This window comes from Terriglobus sp. (assembly GCF_965201105.1).
GTDB lineage: Bacteria > Acidobacteriota > Terriglobia > Terriglobales > Acidobacteriaceae > Terriglobus.
Genome location: NZ_OZ241741.1, coordinates 3,996,053 through 4,018,403 on the forward strand (window position 1 = coordinate 3,996,053; position 22,351 = coordinate 4,018,403).

Annotated in this window: 19 protein-coding genes and 1 pseudogene; all 20 read right to left on the reverse strand. The window is 62.1% G+C overall.

What is annotated here, in order from left to right; translation table 11 throughout:
• Positions 1–61 precede the first annotated feature (61 nt).
• Positions 62–799: a hypothetical protein gene (locus tag ACOFKT_RS17535; protein ID WP_419805278.1), complete on the reverse strand. Its 738-nt coding sequence runs from the start codon at positions 797–799 to the stop codon at positions 62–64.
• Positions 800–811: 12 nt separating this feature from the next.
• Positions 812–2,356, reverse strand: coding sequence for a M35 family metallo-endopeptidase (locus tag ACOFKT_RS17540; RefSeq protein ID WP_419807189.1), 1,545 nt, complete (start codon positions 2,354–2,356; stop codon positions 812–814).
• Between the two features lie 45 nt (positions 2,357–2,401).
• Positions 2,402–2,631 (reverse strand): annotated as a pseudogene (locus ACOFKT_RS17545) (phage baseplate assembly protein V); the annotation flags it as partial.
• Between the two features lie 654 nt (positions 2,632–3,285).
• Positions 3,286–4,056, reverse strand: a complete 771-nt coding sequence (locus tag ACOFKT_RS17550; RefSeq protein WP_419805279.1) for a hypothetical protein — start codon at positions 4,054–4,056, stop codon at positions 3,286–3,288.
• On the reverse strand, positions 4,043–5,002 hold the full coding sequence (locus ACOFKT_RS17555; RefSeq protein WP_419805280.1) for a hypothetical protein: 960 nt from the start codon (positions 5,000–5,002) through the stop codon (positions 4,043–4,045). Before ACOFKT_RS17555 ends, ACOFKT_RS17550 begins: the two co-directional genes overlap by 14 nt.
• Positions 4,999–5,499 carry a hypothetical protein gene (locus tag ACOFKT_RS17560; protein WP_419805281.1) on the reverse strand — a complete coding sequence of 167 codons (501 nt, stop codon included), beginning with the start codon at positions 5,497–5,499 and terminating at the stop codon, positions 4,999–5,001. Before ACOFKT_RS17560 ends, ACOFKT_RS17555 begins: the two co-directional genes overlap by 4 nt.
• 44 nt (positions 5,500–5,543) lie before the next feature.
• Positions 5,544–6,269, reverse strand: a complete 726-nt coding sequence (locus ACOFKT_RS17565; protein WP_419805282.1) for a hypothetical protein — start codon at positions 6,267–6,269, stop codon at positions 5,544–5,546.
• A gap of 55 nt (positions 6,270–6,324) precedes the next feature.
• Positions 6,325–6,696, reverse strand: a complete 372-nt coding sequence (locus ACOFKT_RS17570) for a hypothetical protein (protein ID WP_419805283.1) — start codon at positions 6,694–6,696, stop codon at positions 6,325–6,327.
• Positions 6,697–6,918: 222 nt separating this feature from the next.
• Positions 6,919–8,478, reverse strand: coding sequence for a type VI secretion system Vgr family protein (locus ACOFKT_RS17575; protein WP_419805284.1), 1,560 nt, complete (start codon positions 8,476–8,478; stop codon positions 6,919–6,921).
• 166 nt (positions 8,479–8,644) lie between these two features.
• Positions 8,645–9,370 carry a PP2C family protein-serine/threonine phosphatase gene (locus tag ACOFKT_RS17580; protein ID WP_419805285.1) on the reverse strand — a complete coding sequence of 242 codons (726 nt, stop codon included), beginning with the start codon at positions 9,368–9,370 and terminating at the stop codon, positions 8,645–8,647.
• Positions 9,371–9,389: 19 nt separating this feature from the next.
• The gene (locus ACOFKT_RS17585; protein ID WP_419805286.1) at positions 9,390–11,546 is read right to left on the reverse strand and encodes a family 16 glycoside hydrolase; all 2,157 of its coding nucleotides are present in this window, start codon (positions 11,544–11,546) and stop codon (positions 9,390–9,392) included.
• Positions 11,543–14,323, reverse strand: a complete 2,781-nt coding sequence (locus ACOFKT_RS17590) for an ATP-dependent Clp protease ATP-binding subunit (protein WP_419805287.1) — start codon at positions 14,321–14,323, stop codon at positions 11,543–11,545. Before ACOFKT_RS17590 ends, ACOFKT_RS17585 begins: the two co-directional genes overlap by 4 nt.
• A 16-nt stretch (positions 14,324–14,339) precedes the next feature.
• Complete coding sequence (locus ACOFKT_RS17595; protein WP_419805288.1) at positions 14,340–16,220, reverse strand: hypothetical protein; 1,881 nt, start codon at positions 16,218–16,220, stop codon at positions 14,340–14,342.
• A 28-nt stretch (positions 16,221–16,248) separates the two neighbouring features.
• Entirely contained in the window at positions 16,249–17,301 is a 1,053-nt protein-coding gene (locus ACOFKT_RS17600; protein WP_419805289.1) for a type VI secretion system baseplate subunit TssG, read from the reverse strand.
• Positions 17,289–18,986 carry a hypothetical protein gene (locus ACOFKT_RS17605; protein ID WP_419805290.1) on the reverse strand — a complete coding sequence of 566 codons (1,698 nt, stop codon included), beginning with the start codon at positions 18,984–18,986 and terminating at the stop codon, positions 17,289–17,291. Before ACOFKT_RS17605 ends, ACOFKT_RS17600 begins: the two co-directional genes overlap by 13 nt.
• Positions 18,987–18,999: 13 nt before the next feature.
• A complete protein-coding gene (locus tag ACOFKT_RS17610) occupies positions 19,000–19,362 on the reverse strand; it encodes a hypothetical protein (RefSeq protein WP_419805291.1) in 363 nt (120 codons plus the stop codon).
• A gap of 94 nt (positions 19,363–19,456) precedes the next feature.
• Positions 19,457–19,906 (reverse strand): hypothetical protein, encoded by a 450-nt coding sequence (locus tag ACOFKT_RS17615; RefSeq protein ID WP_419805292.1) that lies wholly within the window; start codon positions 19,904–19,906, stop codon positions 19,457–19,459.
• A gap of 103 nt (positions 19,907–20,009) precedes the next feature.
• A complete protein-coding gene (locus ACOFKT_RS17620; RefSeq protein ID WP_419805293.1) occupies positions 20,010–20,486 on the reverse strand; it encodes a hypothetical protein in 477 nt (158 codons plus the stop codon).
• Between the two features lie 36 nt (positions 20,487–20,522).
• Positions 20,523–20,999 carry a hypothetical protein gene (locus tag ACOFKT_RS17625; RefSeq protein ID WP_419805294.1) on the reverse strand — a complete coding sequence of 159 codons (477 nt, stop codon included), beginning with the start codon at positions 20,997–20,999 and terminating at the stop codon, positions 20,523–20,525.
• An 11-nt stretch (positions 21,000–21,010) separates the two neighbouring features.
• Positions 21,011–22,351: a hypothetical protein gene (locus tag ACOFKT_RS17630; RefSeq protein ID WP_419805295.1), complete on the reverse strand. Its 1,341-nt coding sequence runs from the start codon at positions 22,349–22,351 to the stop codon at positions 21,011–21,013.

The following is a 22,351-nucleotide window of genomic DNA, read 5'->3' on the forward strand; positions in this document are numbered from 1 at the left end:
CCGTCCGCTTCCGCGTCAGGGTATGGTGTCGGGGCCGGCGGATTGTTGAGTTTGAAGTTCATCATGCCTGGCCTGCTTGGGTCCATCCGCTGGACCGCATGCTCTGCAGAACGTCGACCAGGACGGCCTCGTACTCCTCTTTCTGAAAGGCGAGCAGAACGCCGTGGTCGCGATGGCTTTCGCGCAGGTACACGTCAAAGAGGCTGAACCACTCTGTTCGAAGATCCGGCGAAGCTGCAAAGAAATCGCCACTGTCGAACAAGGGAAGCACAAAGCGGATTCCCGGGTAGTCCGGCCGTTGTTCCAGGCCCTTGCCGAAAAGAGTCTTGCTGGCCTGCTGAAAGGGATCGCGCGCGGAAAAGGCACCCTGCATCAGGCCGTCAACATCCATGGTGCGGAAGACGGAAAGGGAGTCGCGCAGGGCAGGTGTGAGCGTGGGAGGCTGCGGGTGTTTTGTCGGATCGGGAGGCAGAAACAGGGTGAGAAGTTGGCCATAACCGAGGAAGAGACGCCGCTGCAGCTCAGGTTGTTTGGTGACGAACCAATACAGATATTCCGCGATCCAGTCGTTGTAGTCGAAATTTCCGGGATTCTCTAAATATCGTTTGGTTTCTTCCTGCGACGGCATGCGCGGCAGGTCCTGACCTGTAGTTCGGCCCACGCCGATGCGAAGCTGACATTTTTGCGCGTAGCGCTGGAATGTTTCGCCAAACTGTTCGGCGCCCTTGTAGCGCAGAAAGGTTTCGCCACGCACGGCGTGCTGCTCCGTGATGGTGACGCGATGCGAACCGGATGACAAGCGACGTCGCAATCAACGTGTCAGGGTAAAGGTGGACGTGGAAGAACGCACGATCACGTCCTTACGGGGAGGGCTTACTGCAAGAAACGCGGCGTATTCCACGCTGTAGGTGTGTGTTCCCGCGGCAAACTGGTATTCGTTGGTGATGTCCTGCTGTGCCTGTAGGCTCTGTCCCGGCCCCAAACGCACAAGATCTTTCTCCGGCGTGGCTTTTCGCTTCACCATTGCTCCCAGAAATTCCACCTTCCGGCCTTCCGACGATATCTGGAGCAGGCTTCCCTCCATCAAGTTGGCACGGAACAGTTGCCACGGCTCGGAGAGGCAGGTCTCCGTTTCCGAAAGATTTTTCCATGCAACCTGCGCAAGAACATGTCCGTCGTTTGTATCCACTGTTACGGAAATTTGCAGATTCACCACCGATCCTTTCTGTACAGCAGCTGAGTTCGCGCCTGTCGGCGGGGCGTGCCCGGTTGGTTTTGCCTGACAACCGGAACTGGCCGCCAGCAAGAGACTCAGGCCAGGCACGACGAATAATCGACCCATCGGAGTGCGCAGGAATGGATGCCGTCCGCCCCATGGCCAGCATTCACGCCCGCTCGACCTGGCGGAGCATCGAAGCCGGCCTTCAGCAACACGGCCCATGCCCGGTCCAGGCTCAACATTACGTTTACTTGATGCCTTCGACAAAATATTCATAGCTGTCTGCATGATTGAGTGCGGCTGCAGGATCTGCGATTGCCAACGCCCGTGAAGCGGGTACACCGTATGTGGTGACGCCGTGGCCGTTGTCGTCGGCGGTTCCCGCAATATCCTGAAATGAGACATCTCGTGGGCGAGGGTACCCGCTTGGGAATCCTGGCCTATGGGTTTAGCAACGTCGAACTGGTGGTCCAGGTAGATAGTATGTGTCGGGTCAGCCGGATGGACGTATGCAAAGTTGCTATCGTTTTGTTGGCCGGGCTCTGGTGGCTGGAAATTCTTTGTCGTCATGCTGTTGTTAAGGGCGAGCTCCCTGTCGGTTCGGTTAAGGAGAGCTTGCCGGGTTGCCAGTGAGTCCGAGCCAAACCATGTACGCGACTGCGCCTTGGTTTTGTCGTTCCAGGCGGTGAGCTGGGCCTTACGGTGGAGTAAAAGGACGCGCTGGTTGGCGAGAGAGCGGCGAATGGCGGCGCGGTGGGTTTTTCGCCAGGCTTTGACCTGTGCGGCACGGGATGGGTGCGGTGCCGGCGAGCCGTGTGCAGCAGTCTTGGTAGCAGCGGCAGCGGGTTGCTGGCCGATGTCTTTGGAGTAGTACAGCGATTCGATATGGACGCGGCCGTTGGGCGCGTGAAAGATGATATCGCCGGTGTTGGATTCGATGGTGATGTTGGTGCGGCCGGTGTGATCCGCCTTTTCCGTCATCTTGATGCGGTTATTGTTTGGAGTGGCGAGGACAACAGTCTCGACGCCAACCTTGTCGGAGAACTGGAGACGGTTGCCACTCTCGGTCATCAATCGCTTCACATCATTGCCTTCGATGTCTCCGCCGCGAAGCTGCTCTCTCGCCTGCGTATGCACGCCGTTCCAGAGTGAGCCGATGATGATGGGGCGTTCGGGGTCGCCGTCTTCGAAGATGATGGCGACTTCGTCGCCGACCTCGGCATGAACATGAAGCCGCGGTCGGGGCCGGCGTGGGGGCTGGTGGCGCGGGCCCAGTGGGTGCTGCCGTCGTCCTGCCAGAAGAACTGGACCTTGAGCCGGCCCATCTTTTTGGGGTCGTTATGGTCGACCACGCGTGCCGGAACCAGGCCGTGCCAGCTACGCGCGTTACCAGATGGGACAGCCAGACTCATGAGCGCACCCCTGCATCGGCCCGGGAATACTCACGCTGCAGGAATACTGCTTTCGCGCCTCTTGGAAAAAGCTGCTTGATCGGCAGTCGGGACAGCAGCAACGGGCTACGATCCTAAGCGCTGTAATGCAGATATACGCGAACAGGCCCGAGCCAGCCGGCAAGCAAGCCGCTGGTCGCGGCGATGCGGGCTGTCGCCACTTGAACGCCGTCCACCAGCCAGATCATGAGCTGGTCCAGATGGTGATTAGAAGAGTGTCGGCCCGCGCCTCTGGGCGTTGGTGGGTTCCTGGAGCTGAATGGTGTGGTTCAGAGATTTATGAGCTTGGCAGTGCGAGGTTCTAATGAGCGTTTCAGAAAGTAAAAGAGTTGAGGATCAACGCGCCGATTGGCGATTTGAGCGAGGACAAGCATGTCAGTGCAAGGCTGAAACCGACGTTTCAGAACTGACAGAGAGGGCACGAAGCATGCGCGTCAATGGCAATGCACGCATTTGGCACGAACGGTCTCGTCTTAACTGGTCGACCGCTGCCTTATGGCTACAACGCGTAGACTAACGGCCCCGGCCAGACATCTTCTGCTAAGTGCAACCTAATTCACGGCCGCCTCCGCAGGTGGCGTTCTCATGACCAGCAGACTCTTCAAGCTCGCAACTTCAAACGTTCGTCTGGCCGTCCACCCACAAACCCAGCCTTTCAAGTACAGCCTGCAAAGGCGTTCTGGAGAGGATCAGGATGCCAGAGTCCTCGGTGCTCTCACGCATGTAAAAGCTGACCGGCCCCAGCCACCGGTCCAGATCTTCCACGCTGCGGTTCTCGACCGTCCTGCGCTCCAGAAGGGGAAACGTGAACGGGTAAGCTTGGAAGGCCTCATCCTGAATCGTGGGTTGAAGGGTTGTTTGCCAGTGTGCGATCGCGGCTGCTGCGTCACCCGAGTGCAACAGCTGGATCGTTCCGCCGGTACCGAACATCGTTTGCCACGCGTGGTGAGACCCCTCTTCGTCCGCATTGATGTGTATGACCGTATGCTTCAGCTCGCGGATGGGTGTGCGATAGTCGCGGTCAAGAAGATCGTCGCTCGTCCACATGCGTGGCGGCTCGCGGTCCGGCCAGAGTCCCAGACCCGGCGAAGGCCTCCAGAGGACGCCGTTCTTCGCAATCATCCGCACGGCGCCATCAATATGTAATTGGTCCAGCAGCAGCCACAGCGAGCTGCCGACTGCGGACTGTGAAGCCACGACCTCGCGCTCGAGCGCATCCAGAATTTCCCGCAGATCGTGTCGCAGATCCGGGCCAGAGCCTGGGCGAGGAGTTGGCGGGATGGGCAGCCGTTCCAACCGTAGAACATACGCCTGCCAGGGCCCAGGCACAGACACCTGCTCCGCGTGAAATGGGAGACGCTTGCCGGCTTCGCTAAAAGTCTGCATATTTGTACCCATCTTCTTCCATCGATTGCAGGATTTCGACAAGCCGGCGGTCGAACGCAGCATCTTTCAACACCAGCAGCATGCCACGGTCCTTGGGGCTCTCCCAGAACATGCCCTCGAACAGCTGGAGGTAGCACTCCCGGGTCTCGACGTCTGCGGTTGTAAAGTTCTTGCTGGATAAAATCGGCAGCACAAACCGGATTCCCTGATAAATGGGCAGGTGCTCGAACGATTTTCCGAAAAGTTCCTTGCTGGCCTGCAGAAAACCGTCCTTCATTGAATAAGTGGCCTGCACTTGGCCTTCAATGTCTTTACTGAAATCCGGCCGGCTGGAGACGACTTTGGGAATGCGCAAGGGCGGCGCGACGCAGGCCGCATCCGGCTTCAGATAAAGCGTGATCATGCCTCCGCTGCCAAAGAAATCCTGTCGCTGCTGCAAACCTTTCTTTATGAGAAACCAGTAAAGAATATCCGGCATGAACTGGTTCACGTCAACAGGGGCGCCCGATTTCGAGCTACTGCCGACAAGTTCCTTGATGTCTTCAAAGGAAGGGTTTGCTACAGGTTTCGCGTCCGGCGAGATACTCATGCCACTCAGCGGAAGATATTCCATGCCTGTCTGCGTGAAACGGTCGAGGTAATCCGGATAAAGAGTTTTAAAGGGAAGGAAGTTTTCTTCACGCAACCCGGATTCGCTTTCAAGAACGAGCCCCAGTCGTTTCAGAAATTCCAGCAACCAGCTGCGTTGTTTCTGTGGAACGGGGAATTCTTTAACAGGCAGCCAGTAGAGGGACAGATCGGAAAGATCGTAGGCGCGAACGAAGGGAGCCAGCTCCTCGCGTGACAGTATGGCGCTCAGGCGAGAGCTTCGTGATACATCCTGGGGTGAACTCTGGGAATGCACAGCGTCCGAAGCTTGCCTTTCGTTATCGCTGATTACTTTCATTGAGCGGTGGCCAGATAATTGTTGATGGCCATGGCGGCTTCATACTTGCCATGTTTCATGTTGTTGCCCGTCAGGGAATGCACATGACCATTCGCAAAGACTAGGCTCAACCGATCCGCTCCGCCATTGCGGCTGCCATACACTTCAGCCCGCTGGATACGTGACAGGTCGTAAGTATTCTTGGTCTTATAGAAGAATAGGTAGCTGTTTGCTTCCGTCGCTGTATGGGATCTCGCATCTAGCGTGAGGTCGTTCGACTGCACACAGAAGGCGAAGCCGAGCAGTACGAAAATGAAGATGCCTAACTTCAACAAATAGAAGCTAATGGCGCGGCCCACCTGCGCGGCACGGAAAGGATTGTTGGTCAGTCCAGCCAGCAGAATCAACAGAACAAACGCAAGCAACAACGCAAATACACAACCCATAATTGAGATGGGTGTGTGAACGATCAACAGACTATCCTGTTGTGTAACGGATATACCGAAAAATTTGAACACGATGTCTCCCTCGGTGGCGTCGGATTTTCAGCACAGCTTGCGTATCAGCCGAACGGGCTATCCGCATTGAGCGCAATACCCGCATTGAAATTTCCCCCAATTGCCTTGAGGTGGACGCCGGCCGCTTTCAGCTTGCCTGCTTTCAGTTCGGAAATCATTCCCGAAAAATGATCGTCAAGAAGATCGGCTTTAATGCTGAACGAGTCGAACTCACTTTTGAACGTCATATTTTCAACAGCCAGCGGTGCGCCTTCTACCTGCATGCCGTTAATTTCCACGTACATGCCGTGGTATTCCACGGCGGCGATGTGTTCTTTGAACCAGTCTTTGATAAATTCAACCGCTCTCTCCGCTACATCGGCGTCTTCAGTCTTCTGCTGCCGGTCTTCTTTTTGGTGATGAATTTCCGAGCGAGTGTGCATAAATTCATCGTTCCGCGGAGCGATGTTGGTCTGATTGTGCACGCCTACCCGGTGGTCATTCGTCGTTCCCGTAACCACGTACACAAGGTTGCGATCGATGTTGACGGTACGGTCTAGATAGATGTGCAGTTTGTCCGTCTGGTGAATCGTCGTGTCGCGCAAGCCCAGGATCTCTTCGGTGTAGTTCCCTCGAATGTACTTCTGGTCCTGCCCTGGGGTGACACCCATCAACGCGTGAGGGTCGTTCATGAGTTCCGGCTGAAGCGATCCCATATGGAGACCCTTCAAATCCAAGGCGCCAAAATGCATCTCAGTGGGAGTTGTTGGGACTGCAGCGAAAGGGGTCATGGCTTCTCCTCAAGACTGGTAGCGCCGTACTTTGTTCGTTGAATCGATTCGGGACTCAGGCTTTGCAGCGAGCGCGAAATTCGGATTCGCTGCCGCGGTGAAGCACGCCTGCGAGCAGGTCGGAATCCATGCGCAAAGAGAGCGTGAGCGATCCTGCGTCGTCTGAAAGCTTCACCAGAGCGATCGTGCTCCTATTTCCGTTGAAAGCGACTGCAGATTTCCCAAGCTGGACATTGCTGAAGCTGACCGCATCGCTTGTCTGATGCATCGAGCAGAGGGTCAGCTTGCCGGTGTTGCCGTGCACGTCTGACGTGTCGATTTGTAGTAACGCTTTGGGTATGTAGCCGCTGTCGACTACATCGGAGACAGTCAGGCCATCCGAGCTGGGAGGTACAGCACCAACCCAGGTGCCGCGAAGGTTTGTCACGGTTTGCACGACGGATGCCGGCTGCGGGGAGGGGTTCGGCGACGTTTGTGAAGCTTTTCCATGACAACCCACAAGACTGCACGCTGCAGCGATGGAGGCATAGATCCGGCACCTGCGCTCTCCGCTTTGTACCCGCAGCACGGAAGGTGCACACTTGATCGTCATTCCATTGCTAAACGTCCCAACTACACTTTTATAAAGGTGGACCATAAATCTGATTTCCTATCCAATCTCGCGTGAAAAGAATTTTGATCGAATGTGAACTCGTCCGGTGGGCGCTGAAAGAACGATATCCCCATCCGATTCCACCATGACCAGACTTCTTCCTTTGGTCGATTGCGAGCTTTCGGTAAGAGTGATGCGTGTGGACTTGGGCGTAGCCATAACAATGGCCTCTTCACCAGCATTCTCTCCAATTTGGATGCGATTTCCTCTTTTTGTAATCAGGCGCTTGATATTGTTATCTGCAAGCGCGGCGGTTTCAAGGTCCTGCCGTGGGGCCTGCTGGATGCCGTTCCAGAGTGAGCCGATGATGATGGGGCGTTCGGGGTCGCCGTCTTCGAAGATGATGGCGACTTCGTCGCCGACCTCGGGCATGAACATGAAGCCGCGGTCGGGGCCGGCGTGGGGGCTGGTGGCGCGGGCCCAGTGGGTGCTGCCGTCGTCCTGCCAGAAGAACTGGACCTTGAGCCGGCCCATCTTTTTGGGGTCGTTATGGTCGACCACGCGTGCCGGAACCAGGCCGTGCCAGCTACGCGCGGCGGGCTGTGCCGGGCTACGGTATTGCTTCCACGGGGTGCAGCCAAAGGTATTGTTGTAGCCCTGCGGCGTCCAGTGGTGCGTAACGCGGGTCAGGCCGTAGGTGCCCTTGCCGTCCAGTGAGCCATTGATCGAGAGGGTGTCGCCCGCCTTCAGGTTCTGGTTCTGCGAGGTGCCGGAACCCGTAATGGCGCTACCCATGGCGCGCTCGCTCTCGGCCTGCAACTGGTCGTTGTAGTTGTTCAGCGTCATGGCGCGGCCGCGCTGCGGCTCAAAGCCGGGCGGCAGATTCTGCGATGCGTTCTGCACGGAGCCGTGCAGCCGCGATGCCCCGTCGTACATCTGCGGGGCCTTGTTGATCGCCTCAAAGGTATTCGATTCCATGGCGTGATGATCGTAGTGGGATCCGGAGAAGCTGGGATTGACCCGCTGGCCGCGCAGGCGGAAGCTGGTCAGCCCACCCTCGCCACGCCACTGCGCGGTGGCTCCGGCCTGAAAGCTGTCGAAGATCTCCAGGCCGCCCTTGGCCGGGCGCATCCATGCGCCGTGGTCGTCTGCGATGCGGTGCAGGAATGAGAAATCGGTCTCGCCGTATTGCACGTAATTCAGCGCCTTGGAATCAGAGGCATTCACCGAAATCTTCAGGCCATGACGGCCTGCCATGGTATTCGCGACCGCGGAGAGCGTTTTGTCGGCGTAGTACTGCTTGTGAGCCGTCACGTCCATGCCGTAGCTGTCACTGACCGCAACCAGTGTTGCGGTATAGCTTCCCCAAACCTCGTACTCCAGCTCCACGTCGTGCACGGTCCCTGAGAAGTGGATGTGCTCCACGCCATCGTCGTCCAGCGTTTTGACTTCAACGCTTTGCCCGAGCAAGTCTTCCACGGGGACGCGCTGATCCTCGGTGTTGCGGCAGACAATGGTGCACCACCAATGCGCGTTCAGCTCCTGGACCACCTCCACCGACGCCAGAAGCGCATTGCCCAGGGTGCCGTCGCCAATCTGCATCTGTGGGAGTGCCATGTGACCTCTTTTCAGCCGGCGTCAGGACAGCCGGGGTGAGTTGCGCGAAGGCGTCGTTTCGCGCCTTCAGTGTAGATGGGATGCCATTCCGGCGTCCGGTGTTGAGTCGGGCGCGCACTCCAGTTTGGCAGGATAGACGGCCTCGCTTCTGTGGACAACACGCAGCTTAGTCGATCTCGACGATGATGCAGGTTGCGTTGTCGTGACCTCCTGCCCCGTTGGCTGCCGTCGTTAGATGGTGGCACGCCTGCTCCGGCGATGTCGCGGCAAGCAGCAGCGACAGCATTTCGGCGTTGGAAAGTGCTTTGCAGATGCCGTCGGTCGCAAGCAGAAAACAATCGCCCAGCTCCACCTGCAGAACGGTGACGGTGGGCACCACCATGTCGGACGCGCCAATCGCCTGGGTCAACACGCTATCCATGCGGGCCATGTCCGATGCGGACAGGTCGCGATGCCCCTCGCGCAGCATCTGGCTGAGCTGTGAGTCATCGTCAGTGAGCCGGTGCAGTGAGCCGCCGCGCAACAGGTAGGCGCGGCTGTCGCCCACGTGCGCGATCCACATGCGGGATCCGTCGAAGTGCGCGGCGACGATCGTGGTCGCCATGCCGGCGTAGAGCGGCTCACGGTTGGAGGCTTGGAAAATAGAGCGGTTCGCCGCCTGGATGGCGCGCTGCAGTTCCGAACCGCCGCCGACACCATCGGCGCCGTAGGGGAAGCGGCTCAGCACGCAATCGACCGCGGAGCGGCTGGCCACCTCGCCCGCGGCGCGTCCACCGACGCCGTCACAGATCACGAACAAGCCGCGGTCCAGATCGAAGCCGAAGCTGTCTTCGTTGAGGCGGCGCTGCAGGCCCACGTCGCTCAACGCTGCGGCTCGGATGCGGATGTCCATATACCCTGCCTGCGCGGCGCTACGCCGTCTTCTTACCCTTGTCGTAGCCGAACCGAAGTTCGACCGTGCCTGCCATCTGGATGCGAGTGCCCCGGCGCAACAGCGCGGCATTGCCTGGGTTCAATCGCTCTCCGTCGACGCGAGTGCCATTGGAACTGTTCAGGTCCTGAATGTAAAGCTGGCCGTTGCGCTTGACGATCTCGCAGTGGAAACGGGAGACGGCATGCTCCACGTCGCGCACGACGATGTCGTTTTTCTGCCCGCCGTCTTGCGGCACCGCGCCGATGCGGGTCTGATCTTTGTCGATCCGGTAGGTCTTGCCGGCATCAATGCCGCTCGTCACCTCCAGCATGGGGAAGCGCTGCAGGCGGCGGCGACGCCACCAGAGCGAGATCGCGGCCAGAAGACTGACGATGCCCGCACCGCTGCCAAGCATCAGCAGCCGCGACCGTTGCGACTGCGCGGCGTTGATGCGGGACCGAAGTTCCCGGACCACGGGATTGCCCGGGGCCAGACGCTCGGCCACGGACAGGGAGCCGCTCGCGTCGGACAGGTGGCCGCCCAGGAAGGCGCTTTGTGCCTTCACCAGGGAGGCGTTGGTCTGCTCTTCATTCGATCGCTGTGTCTGCTCGCCCTTGACGACCGTGGCATCCGCGTTCGCCTTTTCCTGCAGCTTTCCCTGTGCTTCCTTGAAACCGGCCATGGCGTTCGGATTCGCCGGATCCAGGCGCATCACCTGTTCGTACAGGTCCTTCTGCTGCTGCGGATCGTTGGAGCCGAGCGCCTGAGTCATCAGCGAAGAAACCTGGTCTTTTTTGCGCTGGTCCTCGGCGTCCTTCTTGGCCTGGTCGTCGGCCTGGCGCTTCAGGGCGGCCGCGGCGGCGCTGTCCCCAGCGTTCGCCTGCTGGGGCGGAGGGGCGACGACAGGCGTGGTCGCGACCGGTGGAGGCGCAGGCGCGCGTGGCGAGGCGCCGTACGGTTTGCCGAGAGCGATCAGGCTTACGTGGGACACGTCGACGTTGGGATGATCGTTGGGCAACACCAACAGCACACTGCCGCCCTGTGTCCGTGCTCCGCTCTGCGCGCTGTTGCTTTCAGGGCGCGGGTCGGTGACAACGCTGGCGATGTTTCCGTTGATCCAGGTTTCGATGACACGGCCGCCCATCGCGACCGTTTGGTCAATGGGGGCCCCTGCTTTGCCGAAACCGTTCTTGTTCAGCGGCTGGACCGCCCCGGCGTAGGGGCCGATGCCGACCTGGTACCCGGCGGCGAACTGCCCTGCGGGGTTGCGCACGGAAAGCGAGGTCAGGTTCTCCTGCTTCACGTCGCCGTTGACGCGCGCATTGATCTGAATAATGCCGTCTTCGACGGGCGTGCTGTTTTCCAGAGCCCCCGGGCCGGACTCACCATGAATTGCGCCGCCTTTCACTGTCCACTTGGCATCGTGCGGTTTGGTGGAGCCGCCGGCCGCGCCAAAGCTGAAGACCTTGGCGGCGCCATGACCCATGCCGCCTTTGGAGTCGGGCGGCTTGGGCACACTCTTCCAGCCGCCCAGGTCGGTACCGTCGAAGGTGCTGTTCAAGTTCAGCGGACGCAGGTGCAGGTTGCGCACGCTGAGTTGGCCCTCGTTGGCGGCTTCAAAGCCAAGGTAGCCGGCACGTGCGCCCAGGTCCGTGTTGGTGCTGCCCCCGGGCTGCCCGTCCACACGAACGCTGACGCGCCCGTGCGAGGCTTCCACCTGCACGCGATGCCATCCGCCGGAGATCGTTGCCATGGACGATTTGCCGAGCGACTGGATGCCGCCGACGCCGTTCTTTGCGCCGCTGAAGTCGAGGTCGATGGTCAGGCCGCCGGTGCCCTCCCTTGAGGTCCACATACGGAACTGCGCGCCCGGCGTGCCGTTTTCGGTGTACTCAAACTCCAGGTTGAAATCGCCAAAGGGGACGGCTGTGAGCAGGCGGCGGTTTCCGCCGCCGTTTGTGGTCAGGGCACCGCCAGAGGCGGTCCACGCGCCCTGGTTGTTCCACCCCAGCAGGGACGTGCCGTTGAAGAGGGAAAGCGGTGCCTGCGCCAGCGCCGGGGCTGTGCCTACAACTAGGGCAAGCAGGCCGGTGCCGAGAATGCGGGCCGCCGGTGTGGCCAGGACCGTTCGCAAACGTTCGGGAGCGATCGTCATGCAACCTCCGCGACTTCGAGGCTTGTATCGGGGCCTGACGGTGTTTCGGCCGCCTCATCGGAGCCGGCTTGCTCGATCGAAAAGATCAACTCTCGCGGCGGAGGTTCCGCGGCGGGGTCGGCTGAGACTTCGCCAGGGTCCGTGACGGCCGGCTCGGGGGTGGCGTCGATCCTGATCGTGCTGCCGGGTGTGGCGTCGCCGGAGAGCAGTATCTCCGCCAAGGGCGCGAGCACCTCTCGCTGCATGACGCGGGTCGCCGGGCGGGCGCCGTACTCCGGGTCGTAGGAGAGTGTCGCGAGGAGTTCGGTGGCGCCGTCGGTTACGTCGAGGGAGAGCTCGCGATCGTCCTCCAGCTTGCGGCGCAGGCCGCGCAGTTGCGTTTGGACGATGCGGCGCAGCTCCGGCATGCCGAGCGGATGAAAGGGGATGACCTGGCTGATGCGGTTGTACAACTCTGGTTTCAGGTTGGCGCGCACCGCGTCCAGCAGGATGGTTTCGCGCAGCTCGTTGTTCTCGCCCGCCGCCATGGACTCCCGCACGCCAAGATTGCTGGTAAAGAGCACGACGGTGTTGGTGAAATCGCAGAACCGGCCCTTCGCATCGGTCAGGCGGCCCTCGTCCAGAACGCCGAGCAAGAGGTCGAGGATGGCAGGATGGCCCTTCTCCACCTCGTCGAACAGAACGATCGAGTACGGGGAACGGCGCACCTGCTCGGTGAGGAATCCGCCCTCGTCGGAGCCGACCAGGCCCGGCCGCGAGCCGATCAGGCCGGCGGCGGAGGACTGGTCCTTGTACTCGCCCATGTCGATGCGGATGAGCGCGGTCTCGTCGTCGAAGAGAGCCTCGGCGAGCGCCTTCGCGAGCTCGGTTTTGCCGACGCCAGTTGGCCCGACAAAGAGAAAGGACGCCGGCGAACGCTTCAGTTGCAGGTCCGTACGCATGCGGCGCGCGGCGTCGGCGACGGCGTGTACGGCTTCGGGCTGGCCGTAAACGCGTTCGCCCAGCCGCTCTTCCAGGCCAAGCAGGCGTTCGCGTTCGCTTTCGAGCATGCGGGAAGCGGGTACGCCCGAGCGTTCGGCGATGACCTCCGCGATGTGCTCTGGGCCGACGCGGTCGGCGATCAAGACGGAGCCCGCGGCCTGCTCGCGCAGGGCAGATAGCTTCGCCTCCAGGTCGGCGCGCTGCGCTTCCAGGTGCTGCAGCGAACCGTAACGGATTTCCGCCGCGCGGGTCACGTCACTGGCGCCCTCGGCGGCGTGCAGCAGGCGCGTGTTCTCGTCGATGGCAGTCATGGTGCGGGCCAGGCCGGCGCGCGCGGCACGCTGTTGTTCCCACAGCTCGGCATCTGCGGCGACGCGCGGCTCCAATTCGGCCAGCTCCGCTTCCAGCGTGGCGACCTGTTTGGTTTGGGCGGCGGACGGCTTCGGCAGGCCGCGCAAGACTTCCAGCTCGGCGCGGCGCTGGGTCAGCCGGCGCTCCTGCTGGTCGAGCGCGGTAGGCCGCGACTCCAGCTGCATGCGCAGGCGCGCGGTCGCGGCGTCGATCACGTCGATGGCCTTGTCCGGCAGGAAGCGGTCGCGCATGTAGCGGCGGGACAGCTTGACCGCGGCGACCAGCGCTTCATCGGACAGTTCGACGCCGTGGTACGCGGCATAGCGCTCGCGGATGCCGCGCAGGATGTAGAGCATGGAGTCGTCCGAGGGTTCGCCGACCTGCACGCGCTCGAAACGGCGGGCGAGCGCGCCGTCTTTCTCGATGCGCTCGCGGTACTCGTCAAAGGTGGTGGCGCCGACGCAGCGCAGTTCGCCGCGGGCCAGCGCCGGTTTCAGGATGTTGGCGGCGTCCATGCCGCCCTCCGTGCCGCCCGCGCCGACGAGCTGGTGAATCTCGTCCAGGAACAGAATGATCTCGCCTTTACGCAGGCGCACCTCGTCCACGACCGACTTCAGCCGTTCTTCGAATTCGCCACGGTACTTGGCACCGGCGACCAGACCCATCAGGTCCAGCGCGATTACGCGGCAGCGTTTCAGGCTTTCGGGGACGTCCTGGGCGGCGATGCGTTGGGCCAGGCCCTCGACAATGGCGGTCTTGCCGGTGCCGGGGTCGCCTACCAGAACGGGGTTCGACTTGGTCTTGCGCAGCAACGTTTGAATAATCTGGCGTACTTCGTCATCGCGGCCCACCACCGGCATCAGATCGCCGGCAGCCGCCGCCGCGGTCAGGTCGCGGCCGAACCGCTCCAGCATCTTGGCGCCGCTGGCCAGGTCGGCTTCTCCTGCCGCGGGGGCCGGTTGTGCCGCAGCCGGAGCACCGGTCTGCGCGGGCGCGGTTGGCGCGGCGGCTTGCTCCAGGTCATCGACCGTGAAGCCTGCTTTGCGGAAGTCGTTGCGCAGGTCGCCGTTCCACGACTGCGAGCCGGTCAGTGCTGCTTCCAGCACGTCGACCGGTTCGGCGGATGGACGGCCGTGGTCTGCGGCGAGGTCGAACGCATCGGCCAGCATCGTCCGCAGCGACTGTGAGGCGAGCGGCCGGCGACCATCTTCCAGCCGTTGCGCGGAAAGCTGGTCCGCCCGGCGCGAGAGCTGATCGAGCAGCGGCGGAAAGACAACGCCTTTGCGCTCCAGCGCGGGCCGCAACGAGCTTCTGTCGCCGTCCAGCAGCAGCAGCAGCAGGTGCTCCGGTTGAATGAGCGCCTGGCGCTTGCTCTCGGCCAGCAGGCGTGCGTTCGCCAGGGCTGCTTCCATCTCGTCGGAAAGTTTGCTTAGATCCAATGCCATCGGTTTCTCTTGGGAGCTACTCCAGCCTGCGACGGCGTGGGCGATTCGGGTCGTTGCTGTCCGGCGGCGCCCCGCCCTCGCGCGGCATCCACGCTGGTTGGGAAGGTGGAACCGGCGGAGCGCCCGCGCGGTCGTCCGGCACAAAGGTGCTGCGGCGCGGACCGTTGTCCTGCACGGCAGGACGGGCATCGGCCGGCTGCGACGCGGAGCCAAAGCCGCGGGGCAGTTCCGGGTAGCCGTTCGTGGGCTGCATCGTGCCGCCCCGAACAGGTTCGGCAATGGGTGTGGTGGAGGCGCTGCTTTCCCGCTCGATGGTCCGCGCTTCCGGCGAGTCAGTCCGTGCCGCGCCACTGTAGAAGCGGTGGCGCTGGAAAAGCAGCGCCGTGCGGACGGTGTGGTAGGCCGGAACGGTGACGCGAACGTCGGTAATGGTCGGCACGTCGGGCGCTTCGAAGTCGAGTTCGATGTTGTACTGCTCGTCCAGCTTCACGTCGCCGGTCAGGATATAGCTTTCGCGGCGGAAGCCCGAGCCTTCGTTGATGCGGACCTCGGCGCCGATGGAGGTGCCGCGCAGCCAGGGTGTGGAGCGCTCGCCGACCAGGATGAGCCGATAGCGATCGCGGCCTTCCAGCCGCAGATTAGAAAAGAAGACGGTCATTTCGTCGGCCACGCCCTGCACGCGCGATGCCCGCGCCGCCAGACGGTACAGCTGCTTGCCACCGCGGTCGAAGATGAAATTCGTGCTCTCAAGCGAGGCACTCTTTCGGAAGTCGATGTATTTGCCTTCGAGTGCACGCTCCAGCCGCTCAAGACCATTCAGCGACTGCAGCGCCTTGCGCACTTCCAGACCAAGGTCCTCGTCGAGTTGCAGCGTGCGGCCCATCTGCAGCGTGTGCTTTTGAAGCTCGATCAGGCCGACCAGTTCGCTTTCGCCGGTTTCGCGCAGGGTGTTGTAGTACTGCTGCATGCCCTCTGCCAGATCGAAGTAGATGGCGGACGAATGCAGCATGCGGCGCACCCGCGCAAAGAACTGCTGCGGCGACTGGCCGCGGTCGAGCAAGGCATAGGCGGTGTCCTGCAGTTCCAGCACCATGCGCTCGGCGAAGACCATGCTGTCGCGGTCGACCTCGGTTTCGAGACCGCGCTCGGTAAAGATCAGCATGAATTCGCGCATGGCGCGGTGCAGCTCGGCGTACCCGGCGGCAAGCCGGTTGGTGGCGTCCAGAATGCGGCGGGTGCCGGCCATCAGCTCCGAATGCGCCGCCACGGTCATGGAGGCGGGAATGAACTGCGGATCGGCCTCAAAGGACATGCCGGCGGCCGGCCGGCGCAAACGACCAACGACGATGCTCTGCGCGCGTTCGGCCGCGGTGACCTGCAGCGCGACGCGGTAGCTGGGCACGCGCTCCGTGCGCATTTGCGGGTTGAAGTCGTCCACCACGCCCCCGCGCTTTTCCTTGCTGCCGACGTCGACCACGACGTAGATGAGAGCTTCGGAGACGCCTGCCAACTCATCGCGTCCGTAGCGGACGGAGACGGTGCCTGCGCTTTCCACGTCTACGACCGTGCCTGCGGGGGTCAGACCACGCGCGCGATCGACGGAGATATCGAGGAATTCGGCGCTTTCGTTCAGCGAAACTTCCGGATCAAAGCGCACCGTGCCCAGGTCGGCCTCGGGCAGGCGCACGCCGCCACCGACCAGGCCGCTGCCTTGCAGCAGGTAACGCAGGGACCAGCCGTGCAACGACTCGAGGTACTGCTCCTGCCGCAGGAAGTGGTCGGGCGTGAGCAGCATGCCGTGTTCCCAGTTCACCGACCGCAGCTGCAGCGCCTCGCGCCCTCCCTCCCGGGCGGCGTTGCGTCCTGCATCGCGTCCATCGACCCGCATGTCGGTCATTCTCTGCTCCTCGGCTGCACGGCTCTACTCAGAGTTGCAGCACACCCGTGCCGGGTTGCTCCTGTGTCTGTGACCCAAACGTGGCAGGTGTTTCGGCTTTGCGTTCCTGGGCGAAGGGCCTGCCTGCCAGCGTACCGCCCATGTGCGTGTTGATGCCAAGCCGGCTGTTTCCTTCGCGAAAGCCAAGCTGCGGCGGCCGGCTTCGGTCCAGCACCGACCACCGGACCTCGGTCTTTGTGCTGACGGGGATGATCCATTCCAGCAACCGCCGCAGCAGCGCCTGACCTTCCGGGTCTTCGGCGAAATATTCATAGCGATCAATTGAAACCGGTCCAAGCTCGATTTCCAGCGATGCCGGTTCTTCCAGCCTGTCGCCCAGCAAGAGGTCCACGCCCAGCCGCGATGACCGGCGGCCGAGGCCGGAGCACAGCGTATCTGGCAAGTGAACCCAGTTCGGCCGATAGCGGAAACGCTGCACCGGCAGACCCAGAACGGTCTGCAGCGTAAACGCGCAGCCCTGCTGGCTGCAGGAGTACTGCGCCAGGTTCGCTACCAGCGTTGCCAGCGTGTACCAGAGAGAACGCGGCCAGACCTGTGGATCGACGCCGAACAGGGTGAGCCAGCGCGCCGAGGCCGCGGGGTCGTCGGGCGAGAGGCGGAAGAGGGGCGCACCCTCGTGGAACCAGTGCTTCAACTTCTCCAGCGGGTCGTCGATGTCCTCCAGCAGCTCACGCGTGCCCAGTTCGCTTTCGCCGCCGGAATCCCACATGCCCACCGGCAGAGCGTGGGAGAAACCCAGCCCCGCGACCCGCAGGCGCACGCGTGTGTCGGGCAGCAGCGGCGCGCCGGGTTGCGGTGTTTGGCCCACAACCGTTCCCGGCGGCACAGCTTCCCGGCCGGTGCGCTCCAGGGTGATGCGGTGAGATCCCACGCCAAGCGACTCCAGCGTCGCCAGCGCGGAGTGGATGGTGTGATGGTGCGAGTGCTTTCCAAGCGCAAGCGCTGGCATGGAAGATGGCGCGGCTGCGGCAAGCCGGGCTGGGAGCTGACCGGGTTTCGGCGAAGCCGCTAGCCGTTCCATGCGAACTCCACCGAAAGCTGCAAGCCCTGTACAAGGCGGGCATTCAGCGAAACCTCAATCTGCGATTTCAGCGCGGGAAGCTCGACCTCCGGGCGTGTAAACCCGTTTGCATCCAGCGTCAGCAGCAGGCGTTCGACGCGACGCAGACCGCCCTCGGCACCGCGCTCCATGCCAGAGGCGCTGTCCGCGTCCAGGATGCGGCGGTCGATGGCCAGGGCCGCGGTTTTCAGGTCCTGTTTCGTGACAATGCGGCCGCGCGTGAGCAGGGCATCGGCGAAGCGGCGTTCCTCGCTGGCGATTTGCTCCCCGTCGGAGCCGCCGGAGGCCGAAGTCAGAGGCGCCACGCGAACACCGGTCAGTGCCGCGGCATTGGCAAAGCCGGTGATGTCGCCGGGACCGACGCGGTTGCCGAGATCGCCATTGGTCAGCCAAAGCCGGACATTGGCCGCGGTGTGCGGCGAACCGTCCCCATGGTGGCCGGGAGTTATGGTTAGCCGGTTATTGTGCAGCTCGAACCGGCCGGCGGTGGCGCTGGCGCTGGGCGAAGCGGCGGCTTCGTACAGGTCGTTTTCTGTGCTCATCACGGTCAGCGGCGCGACCAGGTGTTCGGGCGTGCCGCCGCTGCGAGTGACCGGGATGGAGGTGCCGTCGCGCTCGAACTGCACCGTCTGGTTCCGGGCGAAGACGTTTGAGGCCGTCATGCTATGCAGCACGATGCCACCGATCGCGTGGTGCAGCGCGGGAACGCCGGGTGGCATGGGGATCTTAATCCAGACGCGTGGTTCACGCAGGGCGGTGGCCGCATCGTGGTTCAGCAGGCGCGACACGACCGGTTCCAGAAGGCGCGGAACGCGGCAGCGGAACGGTGCATCGGCGTGCATGGCGGGAAAGACAAACTGCCGGCCCGCGTAGAAGCCGTCCGGGATGGATGGCAGCGGCGCGTCGAGCATGCTGGTAACTTCGTTCTCCGCCGCTTGAAAGCGCAATTGATACACGCCGGCGTTGCTGCGGTGCGGCCGCAGCAGACCGCTTCCGCTCAGGTCGCCATCCCCGTCAAAGATCCACCACGGCTCATGGCAGAGCGCGTGCTGCACGGCATAGGTGCCGGGACCGAGCTCAAAGAAGATGCCGTGGCGGTTCAATAGCTGCCCGGGCAGGTTTTCGATTGCCAGGTACAGTGCGGGCTGGGGCCCAAGCGCGACCGGCACCGCTTCCATGGAGGGACGCAATGCCTGCACGGCTTCGCTCATTTCCACGCCACTGAGCAGCCGGATTGCCTGGTCCTGATAGCTAAGCGCGAATGCCAGCCGCGCCTGGGAGATTTCGCACGTGGCATCCATGCTGAAGACGAGGCGCTCGCCCGTGGGCGTCACGGCATTCAGCTCTGTGCCTGCCCGCAACACGCGCGGCTCGTCCATCTGGTTGCTCAGGCGGATGGCGGCCTGTGCCGGCGTCGCCAGATATTGCTGCACCTGCAGGCCGCGCATCAGTTCATGCAGCAGTGCCTGCCGCAGCAGCCCGGCATCGCCGTACACCTGATCGATCTGCTGCGCAAAGGTGCGAAAAAGCACGGCCAGCAGCGGATCGGTCGTTTCCGCCGTCACGCCGAAGTCCTTCACGCGGCGGCGGAAGTCGTCGCGCAGCTTGCGGTCGATCTCCAGAACGGTGGGTGTGTGTACGCTCATGCGGGCCAGGTTTCTAGACTTCGTACACCACGGAGGTGGTCAGGCTTTCCGCCGTGCCCTGGTTTTCAAGGCGGATGGAATAGGCGTCCATGTCGCGATTGGAGCTGATTTCGCGGATGACTTCGGTGACCTGATACTCCTCAAGGCCAAGATCGGCGAGCGAACCGTTGATGCGTTCGGCGACGAGCCGCGGCAGGTCCGCGCGCTGGCGGCCGTCCTCAAACAGGTCGCGCAATCCGAACTCCGGGCAGGCGCGCCAGGAGCCCTGGGGCGTGCGCGCCATGACCTGCAGCAGGGAAAGCACGGACGCGGCGCGATCGTCGCGGCGTAAAAGTCCGCTTTCCTGCAAGCGCAATGGAAATGCGATGGACTGCACAAAGCCCTCAGCACCGGTGAGGCCCGAAAATCGTCAGGCAGAAAGAGAAGCGAGAGCGCCCGCACGCTGCGGGCGCCCTCACAAGGGGTGATGCTTAGTTGCTCAGCGCGATGTCCGCGAAGTTCTGCTGGTTCATCTCCGCTTCCAGGTCGAGGACCAGGATATGGTTCACGCCGGCGTGGTCCTCTTCGGTGAGCTGTTCGTCGCTCATGTATGGGTTCAGCGTGTGAAAGCCGCTGATCCAGCCATTGAAGCTGTAGGAAGCCAGTGCGTCCTGGTGCGAATCGTCCTTCCAGAACTCGAGCTTGATCGGCACGACCTTGTCGCGGGTCACGACGTTGGACAGATTGAACAGGCTGCTCATGGTCGAAAAGGGAATGTTGGTGTCGTCGTGAAAGTCGACATAGGCGCGCATGTTGGTGTGCAGCGAGCCCATCTGGGGCATGCCGGCGCGGTCCTTGTCCGTGTTGAACGCGACCGAGATAGAGAGGCAATCGAACTTGTTTCCATTGATCGTGCAGGTGCTGCGGTAGGGAGCTGCCATGGTGATCCTGGTCCTTTCGGGTGGGATGCAGTGGCGTTTAGGCCGCTGCATCCGGTCGTTTCAGAAGAGGGCTTTCGCCCCGGGCAGGGATAACAATCCACCGCTAGTTGCTGAGCTTCACGTCTTGGAAGTTCTGCTGGTTCAGTGCCGGCTCAATGTCGAGAACCAGCATGTGGTTCAGGCTGGGCGCCGCACCCTCGGCCAGGGCATCCTCGGTGCTCGCGGAAACGCTGCGCGGGAGGAAATCGAGCGGGTTGGAGGTTTCAAAGCGGCGGATCCAGCCGTTGAAGCTGTACGAGATCAGCGCGTCCTGCTGCGAGTCGTCCTTCCAGAACTCGATCTTGATGGCCTTGATCTTGTCGCGGGTGACCACGTTGGACAGGTCAAACAGGTGCTTCACGGTGCTGAAGGGCAGGTTCACGTCATCGTGCAGGTCGGCCCAGACGCGGATCTTGGTGGACAAGGAACCCATCTGCGCAACGCCCGCGCGGTCCTTGGCGGTGTTGAACTTCACGCTGGTGGTGACCGCCTGGAATTTCTGGCCGTCGATCGTCACGGTAGTGCGGTACGGATTTGCCATAGGGAACTCCTTGCTTGCTGTGTTGCGGTGAACGGTTTAGTTTTCGCCGGCTGCTCTGGGAAACACGGAGCGGAACAGCGACCTGAATTTCGCCGCTGCCGTTTGCAGCGGGCTCGCTTCGAGAGAATTATGTGTGGGCTCCGCGCCAGAGAGTGTGCCCGCAGGGGCGAGTGCGGCCGCCGGCTTTTCTGCTGACATGGAAGGGACGGGAGAGCTGGGCAAATTGGATGCCGCACTCGCTCCGTTTTCCGCTTTACGTGGCTGTGCTTCCGCGGACTCGGATGCGGATTTCATCCATTCCGCGGGGCGTTGGGAGGGTGTCTGCATGCGGATGGTGGTGCTATTCATGCGACGCATGGCCGGGATGTCTGCGTTGCGACGTTCTTCTTCCGCCTGGCGGGCGGCGGAGCCAGCTTCCGGGCGCAGCGTACGGAAACTGTCGCGCGCGGACTCGGCGTCGCGCGCCGCCGAACCCGCACCTGGAACACCGATCCTGAAACGTACCTGTGCCATGGACTTCTCCGCTACTTCTTGGCCGGTTCCTGCTTGGTAAATTCGGGAACGTCGATTTTCAGGACAAACGTTTCTGCCGGGCCCGTTGGCATCACGTTCAGCGTGATGTCGCAGATGCCCTGCATGCGTTTGTTCGAATCCTTGTCGACGAACAGGTCGTAGCCCAGGATCGTGCCCTGCTCCACCTGCTCATCGAGCAGGCGCTTCAGCGGCGTTTCAATCTGCTGGTCCATGAAGTCGCGGGTCAGCACCTGCCCGGCGACCTGCAGCAGGTAGTGGCGGCAGCAACGCTCCAGGTAGCGCAGGATGCGGTACGACGTGAAAAATTTCAGCACGCCGTAGGGATCGTCGGCCTGGGTGCGGCAGCCGTAGAAGCACAGGTGGTTGTCCGCATCGCGGATGATCGGGATTAGCTGGCGCTCCATGGAAAGGTGCTCCATTTGCCCGATCAGCGGCTCGATGCGCGCCTTGGCCGCGCCGTTGACCCGACCGAACCGCGAGCCGACAGGACCCTGCGCCATGCCCTGCGCGTCATCGGCACGCGCGACGGCACCGGCAAAGACCATGGAAGGAGGACCGTACAGGCCATCCTGCTCGCTGTCGCCTTTTTCGAACCAGTGCGCCGGACGCATCTGCAGATAGCCCATCAGGCACACGTCCGAGGCTGCCGCATCCTCCGGCCGCTTGAGGAACTCATACTTGCCGCCGGGCAGGAAGTTGCGCTCCACATTCTTGAACGAGGTTTCGTCGTCCAGGTCGCCGATCAGCAGCATGCCCCACGTATTCGACAGCAGCTCCAGCTTTTCACGGATGGGCTGGGGGTAGTAGCCGGGCACGACCAGGTTGCAGATGTCGTCGCGGAAGTTGAAGTTGTCATTGCGCTGCACCACAAAGTGCTCCAGCGCGGCGACACTCATGGAGAAGATGTCCTCCATTGCCTTCGGATCGGAGTTCAGGATGAAGAGCTCGACCGGCTTGCGTACCTTGCCGTCGTTCACCTTGGTGTTCTCGAAGAAGAGCTGGACCTGCCGGTAGGAAAGTTCCAACGGCCGGACCTGATCGAAGATCTGCGCGAGCAGTTCGTCGCGCACGGACTCCGCGCCGTCGATCTGGCCTTGCAGCTTCTTTACGGTTTGGTCATAGCTGTCGTTGGCGCTGATGAGTTGCTCAAAATTCGTGAGCTGGTTCAGGAATTCCTTGGCTGACTGCGCGGAGAAGATGCTGGCGATTTCGCGCTTCTCGTTGGTCAGGCCCGGGTGCAGGTCCGCGAAGATGTCCTGCAGGAGTTCGCGTGCGGCGCTGTTGCCCAGAATCTGTTCGGTAGTCCGTGTTGCGGTCGCGGTCTCTGCCAT

Excerpts from the sequence above, each read along its gene's own strand:
- ACOFKT_RS17580 (WP_419805285.1), bottom strand. The coding sequence starts at position 9,370 with ATGGACATCCGCATCCGAGCCGCAGCGTTGAGCGACGTGGGCCTGCAG.
- ACOFKT_RS17615 (WP_419805292.1), bottom strand. The coding sequence starts at position 19,906 with ATGGCAGCTCCCTACCGCAGCACCTGCACGATCAATGGAAACAAGTTC.
- ACOFKT_RS17585 (WP_419805286.1), bottom strand. The coding sequence starts at position 11,546 with ATGACGATCGCTCCCGAACGTTTGCGAACGGTCCTGGCCACACCGGCG.
- ACOFKT_RS17590 (WP_419805287.1), bottom strand. The coding sequence starts at position 14,323 with ATGGCATTGGATCTAAGCAAACTTTCCGACGAGATGGAAGCAGCCCTG.
- ACOFKT_RS17550 (WP_419805279.1), bottom strand. The coding sequence starts at position 4,056 with ATGCAGACTTTTAGCGAAGCCGGCAAGCGTCTCCCATTTCACGCGGAG.
- ACOFKT_RS17595 (WP_419805288.1), bottom strand. The coding sequence starts at position 16,220 with ATGACCGACATGCGGGTCGATGGACGCGATGCAGGACGCAACGCCGCC.
- ACOFKT_RS17575 (WP_419805284.1), bottom strand. The coding sequence starts at position 8,478 with ATGGCACTCCCACAGATGCAGATTGGCGACGGCACCCTGGGCAATGCG.
- ACOFKT_RS17630 (WP_419805295.1), bottom strand. The coding sequence starts at position 22,351 with ATGGCAGAGACCGCGACCGCAACACGGACTACCGAACAGATTCTGGGC.
- ACOFKT_RS17605 (WP_419805290.1), bottom strand. The coding sequence starts at position 18,986 with ATGAGCGTACACACACCCACCGTTCTGGAGATCGACCGCAAGCTGCGC.
- ACOFKT_RS17565 (WP_419805282.1), bottom strand. The coding sequence starts at position 6,269 with ATGACCCCTTTCGCTGCAGTCCCAACAACTCCCACTGAGATGCATTTT.
- ACOFKT_RS17600 (WP_419805289.1), bottom strand. The coding sequence starts at position 17,301 with ATGGAACGGCTAGCGGCTTCGCCGAAACCCGGTCAGCTCCCAGCCCGG.
- ACOFKT_RS17555 (WP_419805280.1), bottom strand. The coding sequence starts at position 5,002 with ATGAAAGTAATCAGCGATAACGAAAGGCAAGCTTCGGACGCTGTGCAT.
- ACOFKT_RS17625 (WP_419805294.1), bottom strand. The coding sequence starts at position 20,999 with ATGGCACAGGTACGTTTCAGGATCGGTGTTCCAGGTGCGGGTTCGGCG.
- ACOFKT_RS17620 (WP_419805293.1), bottom strand. The coding sequence starts at position 20,486 with ATGGCAAATCCGTACCGCACTACCGTGACGATCGACGGCCAGAAATTC.